Source organism: Mucilaginibacter pineti (assembly GCF_900101875.1).
GTDB lineage: Bacteria > Bacteroidota > Bacteroidia > Sphingobacteriales > Sphingobacteriaceae > Mucilaginibacter > Mucilaginibacter pineti.
Genome location: NZ_FNAI01000001.1, coordinates 763,099 through 778,126, shown reverse-complemented (window position 1 = coordinate 778,126; position 15,028 = coordinate 763,099). Strand labels below are relative to the sequence as shown.

Annotated in this window: 9 protein-coding genes; 6 read left to right on the top strand and 3 right to left on the bottom strand. The window is 39.4% G+C overall.

From position 1 onward, the window contains the following. Window positions 1-162 precede the first annotated feature (162 nt). On the bottom strand, window positions 163-636 hold the full coding sequence (locus tag BLS59_RS03100) for a VOC family protein (RefSeq protein WP_091144110.1): 474 nt from the start codon (window positions 634-636) through the stop codon (window positions 163-165). A 376-nt stretch (window positions 637-1,012) separates the two neighbouring features. On the opposite strand from BLS59_RS03100, the gene BLS59_RS03095 reads away from it, so the two are divergent. The 3 genes from BLS59_RS03095 (at window position 1,013) to BLS59_RS03085 (ending at window position 6,921) form a co-directional block, all read left to right on the top strand. Next, entirely contained in the window at window positions 1,013-4,393 is a 3,381-nt protein-coding gene (locus BLS59_RS03095) for a SusC/RagA family TonB-linked outer membrane protein (RefSeq protein ID WP_091144107.1), read from the top strand. A 32-nt stretch (window positions 4,394-4,425) separates the two neighbouring features. After that, a complete protein-coding gene (locus tag BLS59_RS03090; RefSeq protein ID WP_162842547.1) occupies window positions 4,426-6,042 on the top strand; it encodes a SusD/RagB family nutrient-binding outer membrane lipoprotein in 1,617 nt (538 codons plus the stop codon). A gap of 66 nt (window positions 6,043-6,108) precedes the next feature. Next, complete coding sequence (locus tag BLS59_RS03085) at window positions 6,109-6,921, top strand: tyrosine-protein phosphatase (protein WP_091144099.1); 813 nt, start codon at window positions 6,109-6,111, stop codon at window positions 6,919-6,921. Window positions 6,922-7,005: 84 nt separating this feature from the next. Here the strand turns inward: BLS59_RS03085 and BLS59_RS03080 are convergent, their stop codons facing one another. Beyond that, on the bottom strand, window positions 7,006-9,549 hold the full coding sequence (locus BLS59_RS03080; RefSeq protein WP_091144095.1) for an NACHT domain-containing protein: 2,544 nt from the start codon (window positions 9,547-9,549) through the stop codon (window positions 7,006-7,008). A gap of 500 nt (window positions 9,550-10,049) precedes the next feature. Next, window positions 10,050-10,253: a hypothetical protein gene (locus BLS59_RS03075; protein WP_091144092.1), complete on the bottom strand. Its 204-nt coding sequence runs from the start codon at window positions 10,251-10,253 to the stop codon at window positions 10,050-10,052. A 290-nt stretch (window positions 10,254-10,543) separates the two neighbouring features. Here BLS59_RS03075 and BLS59_RS03070 point away from each other — a divergent pair, with 290 nt between their 5' ends. The 3 genes from BLS59_RS03070 to BLS59_RS03060 are packed head-to-tail and all read left to right on the top strand — an operon-like array spanning window position 10,544 to window position 15,025. Beyond that, entirely contained in the window at window positions 10,544-12,946 is a 2,403-nt protein-coding gene (locus BLS59_RS03070) for a GumC family protein (RefSeq protein WP_091144089.1), read from the top strand. A 3-nt stretch (window positions 12,947-12,949) separates the two neighbouring features. Beyond that, complete coding sequence (locus BLS59_RS03065) at window positions 12,950-14,311, top strand: lipopolysaccharide biosynthesis protein (RefSeq protein ID WP_091144086.1); 1,362 nt, start codon at window positions 12,950-12,952, stop codon at window positions 14,309-14,311. Window positions 14,312-14,329: 18 nt separating this feature from the next. Beyond that, on the top strand, window positions 14,330-15,025 hold the full coding sequence (locus BLS59_RS03060) for a CatB-related O-acetyltransferase (protein WP_091144082.1): 696 nt from the start codon (window positions 14,330-14,332) through the stop codon (window positions 15,023-15,025). Window positions 15,026-15,028: the final 3 nt, after the last annotated feature.

Sequence of the window (15,028 nt, the reverse complement as noted above, 5' to 3'; positions counted from 1 at the left end):
GCTTATTTTGATAATTGCAAACCTTTCAAAAAAATAATTTATAAACGTGGGGGGGGCGGCTCATCATAAGTGATGCCGATAGGTGGTGTGGGTATACCTTATATATAACTAAAAAAGAACCAATCGTTCGCATGGTTCTTTTTAAATGGAGTTATGTGTTTGTTAATTGCCGGCGGCTTCTTGCAATGTTTTAATATCAAGTTTGTCCATCTTCATCATGGCCGTCATTACCCGGTTTGCTTGTTGTGCATCGGGACTATGCAGCAACTGGCTCAAAATTGAGGGTACTATTTGCCATGATACTCCAAATTTATCTTTAAGCCATCCGCATCTTGATTTATTGCCGCCATCTGCCGATAGCACCTCCCAATAGTAATCTACTTCATCCTGGGTTTCGCAGTTTACGAAAAACGAGATAGCTTCGGTGAATTTAAACATGGGGCCGCCATTGATGGCCATAAATTGCTGGCCTTGCAAATAAAATGTACCCGTCATAACGGAGCCTGGTTTACCGGGGCCACCTTCGTTATAATTAACAATTTCGCCAACTTGCGAATCTTTAAATACTGTTGTGTAAAAGTTAATGGCTTCGCCGGCATTGCCATCGAACCATAAAAATGGGGTTATCTTTTGCATAATTATTGGGTTTAATGATTGTTTAAAACAAATGTACAGTCATTGGTTTTAACAACGGAGGGGCAATTGTGACATTTAAAGGGCTGTTTTGCGCAATACTTGAATTACCTGCCAAGTTATTTTTGTAGTCTCTTTATGGGTATACAACCTTAAAACAAAATTGTGTTGTAAAGAAAATATTACGATTACTGAAAAATACGCATTAATCATGATGATAACCTTTGCTTAAAAGTTATGATTTAAAAGGTTATTAACATTGCGGATACATTGCGGCGTTTTTGGCCAATCTGTTAATACTCAATTAATTTTTTGGTGTTGATGGGCATATAATGCCTTAACACGTTCGAGATAGTTTTGTTGCAAAAAATAACTTGCAATGGAAAAAAGATTACTAAAAATTTCACGATGGTTACTTATTGTACTTACTTCGGTATTTACATATGGTAATCTATACGCCCAAACTCAAACGATAAGGGGTATTGTATTAGATCAGGCCAATCAGCCTTTAGCTGGCGTAAGCGTTCAGATAAAAGGAACTACAATTGGCACCGTGACAGGCAGCGAAGGCCGTTTTACAATATCTGCCGAACAAGGGCAGGTGTTAACGGTAAAATTTATCGGCTTCGCATCCCAGGAAATTACAATAGGAACTGAGCTTACGCTTTCAATTCAACTAAAAAACGATTCAAGAGCATTATCTGAAGTGGTGGTTACCGCTTATGGTGTTAAAAAGGAAGTTAAGAAGCTGGGTTACGCGGTTCAGGAAGTTAAAGGATCTGATCTTATTAAGGCCCGCGATCCTAACCCTATTAACTCATTAGCAGGTAAAGTTGCCGGTTTATCAATTGGTGCCAATGCCGAGATGCTGGGCAGACCTGAGATTGTTTTACGTGGTAGTAAAGATTTACTATTTGTAGTTGATGGTTCTCCAATTAACTCAGATACCTGGAATATTAGTGCTGATGATATTGAAACCTACACCGTATTAAAAGGCCCCAATGCTGCTGCTTTATATGGTTCACGCGGTATTAATGGTGCTATCATCATTACCACCAAAAAAGGTACTAAAGACAAAAAAGGCTGGCAAGTTGATTTTAACAGCAGTACTGTTTTTGATGGTTCATGGATTGCTGTGCCTAAGGCGCAAACTGAATATGGCCGTGGCAACGGTTATCACTACGAGTATCAGGCTAAAGATGGTGCCGGTTCTGCACTTTACACTCCGCAGGCTGATGTGTTGTATGATAATGGTAACCGTTTAGGTGAATATGGTCCTCGTTTTGAAGGTCAGCTATTACGTCAGTATGATAGCCCTTATGACGTTGTTACAGGTAAAAGAACACCTACCCCATGGACTGCAAGAGGTAAAGATAATTACGATAATTTTGCACAGCAAGGTTATACTAATACCAGTAACATTGCTATGAGTGCCAGTGGTACCAATTATTCTACACGTTTTTCATATTCACACCTGTATCAAAAAGGTATTTTCCCTAATACAGCCTTAAACTCAGATAACTTTAACCTTAGCGCCAGCTATAACATCAACTCAAAGTTAACTGTTGAAGGTAATATCAACTTTAATAAACAATATAGTCCTAACGTTCCGGATGTAACGTACGGGCCAAACAGCTATATCTATATGTTTAAGGTATATGGTTCGGCAGATTATGATGTTCGTGATTTGGAAGACATCTACAAAGGCCCTACCGGAGTTCCAAACCTGGTTCAATATGCGCAGGAATATGGCCGTTTAAATAACCCTTGGTTTGTTGCCAAAAAATGGTTACACAGCCATGATAAAACAGATATCTACGCATACCTTAAATTAAATTACGCGCTTACCAAAGATCTGAATGTAAGTTTACGTTCTCAAATCAGCACCTGGACGCAAAGACGTACAGAGCAGGTTCCATCTTCTGCCAACTTAAACAGCTATACCGGTTTAATTGCTGATTACACGTTTGGCTGGTACGGTGATTATCGTCAGGATGATCGTCAGTTGTTTGAAAACAATACTGATTTCGCGCTTAATTACAACCATAAATTTGGTAAATGGTCTGTTGGTGGTTTACTAGGAGCTAATGATCGTACATTTAACTACAACTCTTTTTACGGTACAACCCGTGCTTTAGCGTTGCCTAACGTTTATGTATTATCTAACTCAGTACAACCCGCATTAGAGTATACTTGGGATTCAAGTATGCAGGTGTATAGCGGTTACTATTCATTTGACTTTGGTTACGATAAATATTTAAACATTAACACCACCGGCCGAGTAGATAAACTTTCTACGTTTGCTAAAGGTCATGATACTTTCTTCTATCCTTCGGTTTCATTATCTACCGTTGTTTCAGATTATATTACCTTACCAGAGTTTATCTCTTTCCTTAAATTACGTGCTTCTGTTGCTGATGTAAAGGGTGGGGGTACCCAATCTACCATTACCTCTGCCTATAACCAGGTTACAGGTAATTCAACAAATACCTTTTTAGGTTATAGTACTGATGTGGTTTCATCATATGATGGCCCAAGCTATAGTAACCAAAACAAGGCTGCATTCGCCTCTTACTATAATAACACAGCTTCGGTAGCTTATTCAAATACATTAGCCAACCCATTATTAAAACCTTATCAACGTTTATCATGGGAATACGGCGCGGATATCCGTTTATTTCAAAATAGGTTAAATTTTGATGCAACTTATTTTGATACGCAAAATGGCCCGCAAATTTATCCATACCTAATTGCTCCTTCAACGGGTTATACAGCTCAAAATCTTAATGTTATCACTACCAAACGTACTGGTTTTGAAGTAGCTGCTAATTTGGGCATCTTAAGAAATTCGGGAGGTTTTAACTGGGATCTGGGTATGAATTACTCAACTTTTAGAGAAACGTTAACTTCAATTTTCGATGGTAATAAATCGATCAGTACACTTGCACTGGGTAACCACGTTTATAATATCGGCGACAGGTTAGATGAAGTTTATGGTACTAAATACCTACGTGACGGCGGTGGCAACGTTATTTATAAAGCAGATGGTACTTTATTAACGGCTTCGGGCACTAACGCTCAGACTACAGGTTCATTAGGTTATCTGAACCCCGACTATACTTTTGGTATCACTAACAGATTTTCATACAAATCGTTTGGTTTAAGTTTCCAATTTGACGGACGTATAGGTGGTAAAATTTACGATTACAACTATTATGCTGCCCGCCAGGGAGGTACCGATCTGTCAACTGTAACAGGTGTAGTAGGTGCTGCCCGTTTAGCCGAGTGGCAGTCTACCAAAACAGGTACACAAGCACCAACGCCAGCCTTAATTGGTAACGAGGACGGTCATGGTGTGGTAATTACTTCTGGTACGCCTGTTTTCGCTAACGGTGTGATCTCAAATGCAAATCAGTTAACATTTAGTCCAAATAATACGCCAATCTTAGTTCAAACATACCTGAACGGTACCATTAAAAACATTGATGAGGCCTGGATGGTTAGCCGTTCATTTGCTAAACTGCGTGAGGTTACATTTAGCTATAGCTTGCCTCAAAGCGCGTTGAAAAACACATTCATCAGAAGCCTTACAGTATCGCTGGTTGGTCGTAACTTATTGTACTTCGCTGCACGTAAAGATTTCGATATTGACCAATATGCTTCAGGTTATAACTCAAGTGATCGTACAACCGAGAACAATAACGGTTTGCAAAGTTCAACAACCCGCAAATACGGTTTCAACTTGAATCTATCATTCTAATAACATAATTCATAAATCATAACATGAATCACATGACAAAAATATTAAAAGTTGTAGTTGCCGGATTAATTTTGGCAACCACAATTACCAGTTGCCAGAAAGGCGATCTGACATCCGATCCAAATGCTATAAGCGCCGACGCTACTGTGCCAGTATCATTAATCTTGAACCACATTACAGCTACCTTTATTCGTGCAGAGGAGATGCCTTTAGGTGGTGATGCTACTTACAACAAAAATGGATACAAGGCGGGCCAGTATATGGTATCTGCTTATGATAAATACTGGGGTAATAACGAATATAGCTGGAGTTACAGTGGCCACGCTTATGATATCCTGAAATATACTGTTCAGTTAGAAATTCAGGCTAAAAGTCAATTTGGTGTAACCAATAATAAATACCTTGCCCTTGCTAAATTCTTCCGCGCTTACTCTGCTATTTGGTTAGCGCAACGCGTTGGTGATATACCAATGAGCCAAGCCGGTGATGCTGTTAATTTTCCAAAGCCAAAATTTGATACCCAGCACGATGTTTATAAAAACGCGCTGCAGTTATTGGATGATGCTAACAGCATGTTCAACACTATTTTAACTCCGGCTACGCAAAATACAGCTTTCAGTGCTGGTGGCGATATCTTTAACCTTACCAACCTGCAATGGCAAAAATTGATCAATACTTACCGTTTACGTGTATTGATAAGCCTGAGCAAACGTGCTGATGATAATGCCGACCTGAATATCAAAACGCAATTTGCAACAATACTTGGTAACTCTACTACTTACCCAATCATGACGGCCAACAGCGATAATATGGTTTACAAGTTCAACGCGGTTAACTTATATCCAATTTGGGCTTCGGGTAGTAATGCATATAACAACTTCCTGTTTGTTGGCAAACCGGTGCTGGATATTGCAACCTCTACTGCCGATCCACGTACCTTTTTAATGGCTACACCGCTAAGTGGTAAAGACTACTCGTCATTTGCCAGTTATCAGGGTGCACCTACAGGTACTACAGTTGCGGTATTGCTTGGAAGCACTTTTTCAAACTTTAACGGTTTCCGTTATGTAGGTTCGAAAACCGGCGACAATGCCGAGCCTTTTATATTTATTGGTTACCCGGAAATGTGTTTCAATATTGCAGAAGCCATCAACCGTGGCTGGATAGGAGCATCAACCGCTGCTGATGCCCAAAATTGGTATAATAAAGGTGTTACTGCGTCTTTCGCCAACTTTGGTTTAACATTAAATGCCTCTGCCAACCAATCGGTTAAATCATCTGATGCGGCCGGTAATATTTTAGGTAGCGTTACTACTGATTATGGTACTTTCCTGAGCAACATTGCTTATAACACTACCAATAGCGCAGCTGCCTTAACTCAAATTTTAAGTCAAAAATACGTGGCTACGTTTAACAACTCTGGTTGGGAAGCTTTCTACAACTACCGTCGTACCGGTATCCCGGCGTTCCCTACAGGCCCGTCAAACACTGGTTATGGTACAGTATCCGGTCAGATTGGTATTATCCCTCGTCGTTTCTTATACCCATTAGACGAAATTAATGCCAATAATGACAATTATAAAACATCAATAGGCACTCAATTTGGTGGTACTGATGATGTAACCAAAGATACCTGGCTTACTAAATAACCAAACTAAACATTACCAAAACAGGGGCTCATTTATGAGTACCCTGTTTTTTAATTATCAAGAAATATGAAAAAACTACATTTATTATTAGCTGCCTTATGCTTTGCTGGTAGTACACAAGCACAAATTGCCGATAGTGCCCAACGTAAGGTTAATCTGCAGGGAGCCATTAACTTTAGAGATTTAGGCGGATACAGCACCGCCGACGGACATCATGTAAAGTGGGGAAAGATATACCGTAGTGCAGATTTAAGCAAACTTACAGATAATGACCTGGCCGAATTAGCAAAAAGGAATATTGCCTATGACGTAGATCTGCGCGGTACACAAGAGTCGCAAATGGCGCCTGACCGTGTAAATCCAAATACCGATTATATACTTTGCCCTGCCGGCAGCGAAAATGTTGGTAATATGATGAGCAGCATGAGAACCGTTAAAAACGGCGATTCGATTTTAACTGCTTTTTACAGTAATACCGCGCCGCTGGCCGATAGATACAAGCCATTCTTTGGCAAACTATTGAATATGCCAGCAGATAAAAGCCTTGTTTTCCATTGTACCGCCGGAAAAGACCGTACCGGCATTGGGGCTGCGTTATTCTTATATAGTTTGGGCGTGCCTTACGATACCATTTTAAGTGATTATGAGGCCACTAACTATTACCGTAAAGCCGAAAGCGAGAGTGGAATCAAAAAAATGGCTGCTATGGGTATAAATGCCGAAACCGCGAAGAGTGTAAGTAGTGCAAAAAAAGTTTATCTTGATGCCACCTTTGCCGCCATAACCAAGCAATATGGTTCTGTTGATAGCTATCTTAAAAACCAGATTGGTTTAACTGATAAGGATATAAAAACATTAAAAGCTAAATATCTCGAATAGTTTAAACATGTTTTAAACTATAAAAATCCCCGGTTTGCTTTACGCATGCCGGGGATTTTGTTTGCGGCGGGAAGGTGTTGTTAGTTACCTTGCTGTTTTTAACAATATGTCGCGGTTAAGACCGGTTTGGCGTAATATTTTGGAGTAGTCATAATAAATCTGCTTATAAAGCTGCGGACTCTGGATTTCAATATCCGTATTTTTTAAGATCAGCTCTGCCATAAATATAGCAGATAGCTTGTGACCATGCTCGTCGCATATTTGCATCACAAACCTCCAGTAGTTACTGATCATTAAATAATCTCCTACTAATAAGGCCCGTTTGATTTTCAAGCCCGAAAAAATGCTTTTCATATGTGGGGTAAACGTGTTTCCCTCGTTGGTAAAACTATTTGCAATCAGGTCATATATCTCTGTTACTTTGTTGGTATTGCCCATGTTGTAATTGGCATCGGCTTCCAGGATGTTTAAAAAGAAGTTATACACATTTTCTCTACCAGGTTGTGGGTGATGCACTTTTTTTACAGCTTTTGTAAATCGTAGTATCTTGGCTGGTTGCTGACAAAGAATAAGTGAGCAGCCGGCAAGTAGAAACACAAGGTCATCTGCTGGGCTGCTTGCACCGCTGGCAACTTGGTAAGGATTAAAGTAAAAAGATGTTAACTCCCTAAAAAACTCTTTTTTTACAATACCGTATTTGAAGTGTTGGTACAAAGCATCCATGCAATTTAAAGGATTGATGCTAAATTGCTGGAAGTCATCTTCGGGGAATGTTTTGAGCTTGGCTATATAATGTTCCAACTGGTTTAAATCAAGTTGCTGTAGCGCTATGGCGGCCAGACCGGTGTAAGTGATTATCTTTTTCGCGTTGGAAAGTTCAAATCTTAATAACGTTTGCAGTGTTTTTTTATAGCCAACGTTAATAAATTCAAGCCCGAAGAAATAATAAAACAGGCTATCGGTACATGCTTGCTTAAAGAAATTAGCCATCGACTCGGTATTGTTCAACGACGAACACATTTTTTCAAGCAAACTTCCCAAAAAAAGTATAAGATCTGATTTTTCAGTTGGATTTAGCTCCATTAATGATAACAATTCAAAGCTACTTTGCTGTCCGTTTTTAATGGCATGTATCACGCACCATTTTAGTACAGGTACTTTGCGGTCGCTATTAGCAAAAAGCTCATTTATAACAGAGGTAAGCTTACTATCAAACTGCTGGTTGCTATCGTTAAGTAATTTGCCCGCGATGCTAAACTCCAAAAAGTTGCTGTTGCCAAATTGCACCTGCGTGTTAAACTGCGAATCAATACTGGTATTTATTTCCTTTAAAAAACCGATGCTTAATAGTTCATTGTAGGCATGGCTGTATTGCTTTAACAAGTCGTTAACTTTTATTTTATCAAGGTCATATACCTGGTTTTTAAAATCCATGTTTTCAACCAGGGCGCGTAAAAGGAGGATCTTTTCGGTAGCGTAGTGCCCCATATACACTTTGTTTAGTATAAAAGTAGATATGAGGTCATAAATACTGAAATTGTCTATATGGTTAAGGGAAAAATTATCTTTATGCTTTTTATAGTAAAACTGAAAGTACAAAGGATTGGTGAAATCATTTGCTATTTCGGTAGTTACATGGTTTTGGCCGGCGGGGTTTATCTTATTGCTTAGTTCTTTTATTTCCTGGATACTAAACAGCGGCACATTTACAGATGATTGATCGTCTGTAACAAATCCGTGGAACCATTTGCCGTTGTTTTGTATAAGGTTATGCTTGTTATTAATCCAGTTAGATGAGCGCATGGTAAGTACCAGTTTAAACCAATTTTGCGATTGGTAAAAGGAAAATACGTCCATTAACTGATAAAGCATTAGCTCAAACTGATCGTTCTTAAACATGTGCTCATCAAAGCCATCAATAACCAGGTAAAAATTACCCTCTTTGCGTTTGTTTACATCTAATAACGATATCACATCCTCTTCGGGTGTGTAACCTAAAAGAGTAAGCAGCCAATCGTTAAGGTCGCGACCGCTTAAGAATATGCTCATTAAGGCACTGCTGCTAAAAAATAATACGATATCATTGTTATCGGCAGTAAGGGCTTGCTCTAATTTTTCATCAATCCAATGGCAAAGGGCAATGGTTTTGCCATAACCCGATGGGGCTGTAAATACGGTAGCTGTATAATCTCCCTGCAAAAATTCGTTGAAATGATCGTCTATAAAATTACGTTTGATGCTTTGACTAAAAGGTATGCCCGATTTGTTTTTAAGTGCTTGTAAAGTGAAGTTTGTGATTTTTGCGGCCTTATTGCTCAATGTATTCCAGTCAACATTCTGACTGGTGGTTTTTACTGTTTTGGTTTCCTGTTGTTCGCAAAAGTCGTCCCAACCGTTATAGCCGCAATATTTCGACATTACGTCAATAGTAAATATAGATGGATTGAATTTACTATAAGCAAAGCCGTATATGCGCTTCAGGGTTGTTTCGCTAACTATGTATTTGGTTTTATTGAAAATTAGCGTTGATACAACTTTACAATCGCTTGGTGTTATGCTTTTTAGGTTTGAAGTATTTAAAACACACGATTTTAATAACTCAAATAAATGCGACGATGTGGCTGTCATAATTTTTAGGTTTAGGGATGTAATGTGGTTGTGTTACACACTCCGTTTGTTAAACGTTTGGTACCCTAAAAGGTTGTACTAATTAGTCTGACTTTGGAGATGTTAAATAGCAAGTTGAATTTAGGGAAAATAAATAGCTAAAAACACTATCTGTTATGGCAATGAACACAATGAATGTGAATGAGGTGTAGTGAATAAAGCGTGTTGAATAATACTCCTTATATTTAATAGCTGTATTTTATTTTGTAATTATTTATAAATCAATATTTTGTGATATTGTTGTATGGGCTGGCAGTGTGCTTTTGCGCGTATTCAATTCATTCGTTTTGACTGATGAAAAAAGCCTATCTAGCCCTCATTAAAGTAATGAAGGGTAGATAGAACATATCTTTGCTGATCATTTGCACTGAACAGTCATGATTTATAACGTGTAAAATCATGATGAGTGTTAAAAGGAGGATAGCCGGGGCGACATACCCCATTATCAAAGAAAGCCTTGTTTAAAAAAGGCAACAGATGCATACCGCGCTCACAACTAAATGAAAAACACCCAATACCAACTGGTCCGACTGCTCATCTGTCATTCTATTGTCGATACGCCTGCTTTTTAGCTGGCCAAGTTTCATAATGCCGAATACACCTGTTATTAACGCTAAAATAATTACCATTAAATAAGTCTTGTCGAATAAAATAGATGCTGCCATGGTTTTATATATTAAAGTGTAAACGGCATAATTAATATTGCCCGATACATATATAAATATAAACGGCTGTTCTCTATTTATTTTTTCCGTTCAGTATTTAAAGGGTATTCACTTTGTTCAAAGTGTCTTTTGTGTGCTAAAATTGACCTTTGTCACCTAACTTTCCACTTATTAAGCACGTATGAAAAATGACCATAAATAATATCATTGGTCACTATAAATGCCCTGCTTATACTGCATTTACGTGATAGCCGCTATTTGAACAATACCTTGACTTTAAATAACAAACTATGAACAACACCGACATTTTAGCTGAAAAACTTGATTTTACTTATAAAAAAGAGGAACAGCAGGGTGATCTAATGGGCCTTGTTGGTACATGCCTCAATTATTGGTATCTTTTTTTAATCGGTATTATCTCCTGCCTTGTTTTTGGTTTCCTTTATATTCAGTATTTGCCAACACAATGGAATGTTACCGGCAAAATTATTGTTGAGGACGATAAAGGCGCGACTTCAAAATCATTAACCAACGGCGTAAATGCCGATCTGGCTTCGCTGTTTGATATTAAGAGCAATGCCGATAATGAGGTTAAGGTTTTAAAATCGCGCGGGCTTTTAAGGCAGGTGGTAAGTGCTCTTGATTTGAACATTCATGTGTATGATAACAGCGGCCTGCGCAAGGTTGAAATGTTTGCCGAAGCGCCTTTTGCGGTTAAAGTGGTTAATAAGGACGATCTTATAAAATTAAATACGTACGACATAAACATCATCGATGCAAATACCTTTAAACTGGTTAACGATGGTGAGGCTTTAGTTGTTATTGGCAAATTTGGTCAACCGTTACAACTTAAACAGTATGCGCTCACTGTTAATAAAACCTCAAAATTTGTAGCATCGGGTAAGTATATTGTTAAAATACAGCCTGCAAAAAAAGCCGAAAGCGACCTGGCCGATAATTTTAACGTTGGTTTGGACGATAAACAATCTACCGTAATTGACCTGCAGCTTAGCTCGGCCGACCCGCAATGGGGCGAGCGTACCTTGCAAACCCTCATGAAAGCCTATTTACAGCGCAATCTGTCTAACAAAATAAGGATAGCAGATAGTACCATGAAATTTATAGATACGCGCCTTGTAGTTGTTGGTGCTGAGCTGAACAAGGTGGAAAAGAACCTGGAACAGTATAAAGTAAGAAACAAAATATCGGATATTAACGCGCAGTCAAAAGCGCTTGTTGAAGGTGCAGATCAATCACAGACCAAGCTTAACGATAATGAGGTACAACTGGCTATTGTTGATGATTTGTATAAGTATGTAAGTAACGGCAATAATTCGCAGGTGGTACCAAGTTCGCTAATTACCAAGGATATGGCATTTGGTAACGCCATAAACTCCTATAATGAAATGCTGCTGCGGAAGGAACAATTGAAGCTAACCCTTACAGATAATAGCTCGTACGTACAAAACCTGGATCAGCAATTGGTGCTGGCCCGCAAGGCGCTGTTAACCAGTCTTAACAATTACCGTAAGAGTTTGCAGGTTTCGCACACCGCTTTCAGACGGCAAAATGCTACTATCGATGATCAAATTTCAACAGCACCCGTTAAGGAAAGAATTTACCTTGATTATGCCCGCCAGCAAAGCCTAAAGCAGGATCTGTACCTGTTCCTGCTTCAAAAGCGCGAAGAAACTGCTATCTCCCAAACCGCCACCATATCCAGTTGCCGTATACTTGATGATGCCGAAAGCGACGAAAAACCTTTCGCCCCTAAAAAATCGCTGATATATACGCTTAGCTTATTTGCGGGCCTGTTTATACCTGCCGCGGGTTTAAGTATCAAAGAGATGCTGAATATCAAGATAAACGCGAAATCTGATATTGAAAAGCATACCAATGTTCCTTTGCTTGGCGAAATAAGCCGCAACCTCAACAAAACAAAAAACCTTGTTTATAACGATTCGCGCTCAGTGATCTCAGAAGAGATAAGGGCCTTGCGAACCAACCTCAAATACGTTACCGAAAAAGGTAAATCAAACGTGATCCTGTTCACCTCCAGCATGAGCGGCGAGGGTAAATCTTTTATCTCCCTTAACCTGGGTAACTCTATTGCGCTTTCGGGCAAAAAAGTAGTGCTGCTGGAACTTGATCTGCGTAAGCCCCGGCTGCTAAAGAACATGGGGGTTGAAAACGATTACGGTTTTACCAATTATGTAATATCTGCCGGTGAGGGTGGGGTAGATAATCTCATTAAACCATCCACCTTCAATGAAAATTTTTCATTCATCTCCTCGGGCCCAATACCACCAAACCCGGCCGAACTTTTAATGAACGACCACCTGCACATCCTGATAGATGAATTACGGGAAAGGTTTGATTATGTTATCATAGATAGTGCCCCCGTTGGCCTGGTATCCGATGCCTTGATCATAGAGGAATTTGCCGATATCATGTGCTATGTGGTGAGGCAAAACTACACCCACAAATCGCAATTGGGTATAGTTAACGATCTGTATAAATCTAAAAAGGCCAAGCGCCTGTACCTCATTGTAAATGATATTGAGATAAAGAAAAACGGAATTACCGGTTACGGCTACGGGTATGGCAGCTATGGTTATAACATGATTGAGGAAGAGGATACTAAAGTATCAGGCTTATTTAAAAAACTAAAACCTGTTTTAAATAAATCATAAGTTATGCTGCAGGCTTTACAAATAAATTTGGTTCGGTTTATTAATAAGGGGCACGAGCGCACTGTTAAAGCAAAAAAAAATATTGTTAAGTCGGTATTTTTAAAAGGTGGCAGTCTGGCTATTTCCCTTATATTAATGCCGCTTACCATTAACTATGTAAACCCTACGCAATATGGTATCTGGTTAACGCTAAGTTCTGTAATTGCATGGGCTGCATTTTTTGACATAGGCATGGGCAACGGACTTAAAAATAAACTTGCCGCAGCTATAGCACTGGGCGATATGTCGCGGGCTCGCAGTTATGTTACCACAACTTATTTTATGCTGGTGGTAATTTCTGTGTTCATGTTTGTCGCCTTCTTTTTTGTTAACCCGTTAATCAACTGGCCGCGCATTTTAAATATTCAGCCCGGTGCCTATCCCAATATTGCAAGGCTGGTATTTATGGTGTTTAGCTTTTTTTGCTGCCAGTTTGTAATACAGCTTATCAATACGGTTTTAATGGCCAACCAGGAGCCGGCAAAATGCGCCGTTTTAAACATCATAGGTCAGCTATTAATGCTTGGGGCTATAGTGGTGCTCATCAAATTTAAACAAGGTTCCCTGGCCGATCTGATAATTGTCATGACCGGTGCCCCGGTATTGGTAATGGCCATAGGCAGCGCCTGGTATTATAAGGGTAGCTATAGAAATATAGCGCCGCAATTGAGTGCGCTTAACTTTAAATATGCCAAAGATCTTTTGCTCACCGGCAGCGCTTTCTTTTTTATACAGATAGGTGCGCTGGTACTTTATGAAACCGACAACATTGTAATTACACAGCTTTTCGGTCCATCGGAAGTGACCACTTTTAACGCGGCTTTTAAGCTGTTTTCGGTGATATTGCTATTCTTCTTGATAATTATTACCCCGTTTTGGAGCGCTTTTACCGAGGCTTTCGTGAAGGATGATCTGGAGTGGATAAAGGCCTCGTTACTGAACATCAAAAAAATATGGATGGTATTGAGCGCGGGCACCATACTGCTGCTCATTGTATCACCTTGGATCTATAAAGCGTGGTTAGGTAAAAGTGTGTCGGTGCCGTTTAGCTTGTCGGTAAGCATGTGCATTTATACCATAGCTTCTATTTGGCAAACCATTCACGTGCATTTGCTGAATGGAGTGGGTAAGGTTAAGCTGCAATTATATCTTGTTTCGGGCAGCGCAATAGTGAATATCCCTTTGGCTATTTTATTGGGCAAAACATTTGGATTGGCGGGCGTAACTATGGCAAACACTATTTTATTTATAGTGATGGGAGGCATTTTTTGGCTGCAGGGAGATAAAATAATTAACAAAACGGCAACGGGTATTTTTAATGCCTGAGCCATCTAAACCAACAGTATGAAAGCATATCTCGATAGTTCGTTTATGATGAATCCCACTGGCGAATATTTTAAATGGCTTAAATGCAAAAGCACCTATCAGCTTAAAAACTGGGGTAAGCATCTGAGACTGGGATATTTGAGTGTGGTTAGTAATACAAATTTTGGCCGTTATAATGCCATTGGTAGCCAGTGTGTAGTAAGTAATTGCACCCTGGGCGATTTTTCCTACATCAATAGTTACAGCTATGTGTTAAACACCACCATTGGCAGGTATTGCTCTATAGGTCCAAACGTGAAAATAGCGCCTGGTAAGCATCCCGCATCGGTTTTTGTGAGCACCCATCCCGTTACGTTTAACAACCAGGGCAACCTGGTGAAAAATTATTGTTCCGAATCTAAATTTAAAAACTATCAGCCGGTAACCATTGGCAACGATGTATGGGTTGGTGCCAACTCTATTATTATTGATGGTATAACCATTGGCAACGGGGCTATTATAGCGGCAAATTCATTGGTAATAAAGAACGTTGGTGCTTATGAAATTGTAGGTGGTAACCCTGCAAAATTCATTAAAAAGCGCTTTGATGAGCACCAGATCCAGTATCTGGAGGAGATGCAATGGTGGAATAAAGGAGAGGACTGGATTCAAAACAATATTTCAAAATTCTGGAACATCGAAGATTTTGTTGAACCAAACTTAGTAACCGTTTAGCGT

What these genes read in the sequence shown, in the direction of transcription:
- BLS59_RS03100 (WP_091144110.1), bottom strand. Translation starts at nt 636, where the DNA reads ATGCAAAAGATAACCCCATTTTTATGGTTCGATGGCAATGCCGGCGAA.
- BLS59_RS03095 (WP_091144107.1), top strand. Translation starts at nt 1,013, where the DNA reads ATGGAAAAAAGATTACTAAAAATTTCACGATGGTTACTTATTGTACTT.
- BLS59_RS03090 (WP_162842547.1), top strand. Translation starts at nt 4,426, where the DNA reads ATGACAAAAATATTAAAAGTTGTAGTTGCCGGATTAATTTTGGCAACC.
- BLS59_RS03085 (WP_091144099.1), top strand. Translation starts at nt 6,109, where the DNA reads ATGAAAAAACTACATTTATTATTAGCTGCCTTATGCTTTGCTGGTAGT.
- BLS59_RS03080 (WP_091144095.1), bottom strand. Translation starts at nt 9,549, where the DNA reads ATGACAGCCACATCGTCGCATTTATTTGAGTTATTAAAATCGTGTGTT.
- BLS59_RS03075 (WP_091144092.1), bottom strand. Translation starts at nt 10,253, where the DNA reads ATGGCAGCATCTATTTTATTCGACAAGACTTATTTAATGGTAATTATT.
- BLS59_RS03070 (WP_091144089.1), top strand. Translation starts at nt 10,544, where the DNA reads ATGAACAACACCGACATTTTAGCTGAAAAACTTGATTTTACTTATAAA.
- BLS59_RS03065 (WP_091144086.1), top strand. Translation starts at nt 12,950, where the DNA reads ATGCTGCAGGCTTTACAAATAAATTTGGTTCGGTTTATTAATAAGGGG.
- BLS59_RS03060 (WP_091144082.1), top strand. Translation starts at nt 14,330, where the DNA reads ATGAAAGCATATCTCGATAGTTCGTTTATGATGAATCCCACTGGCGAA.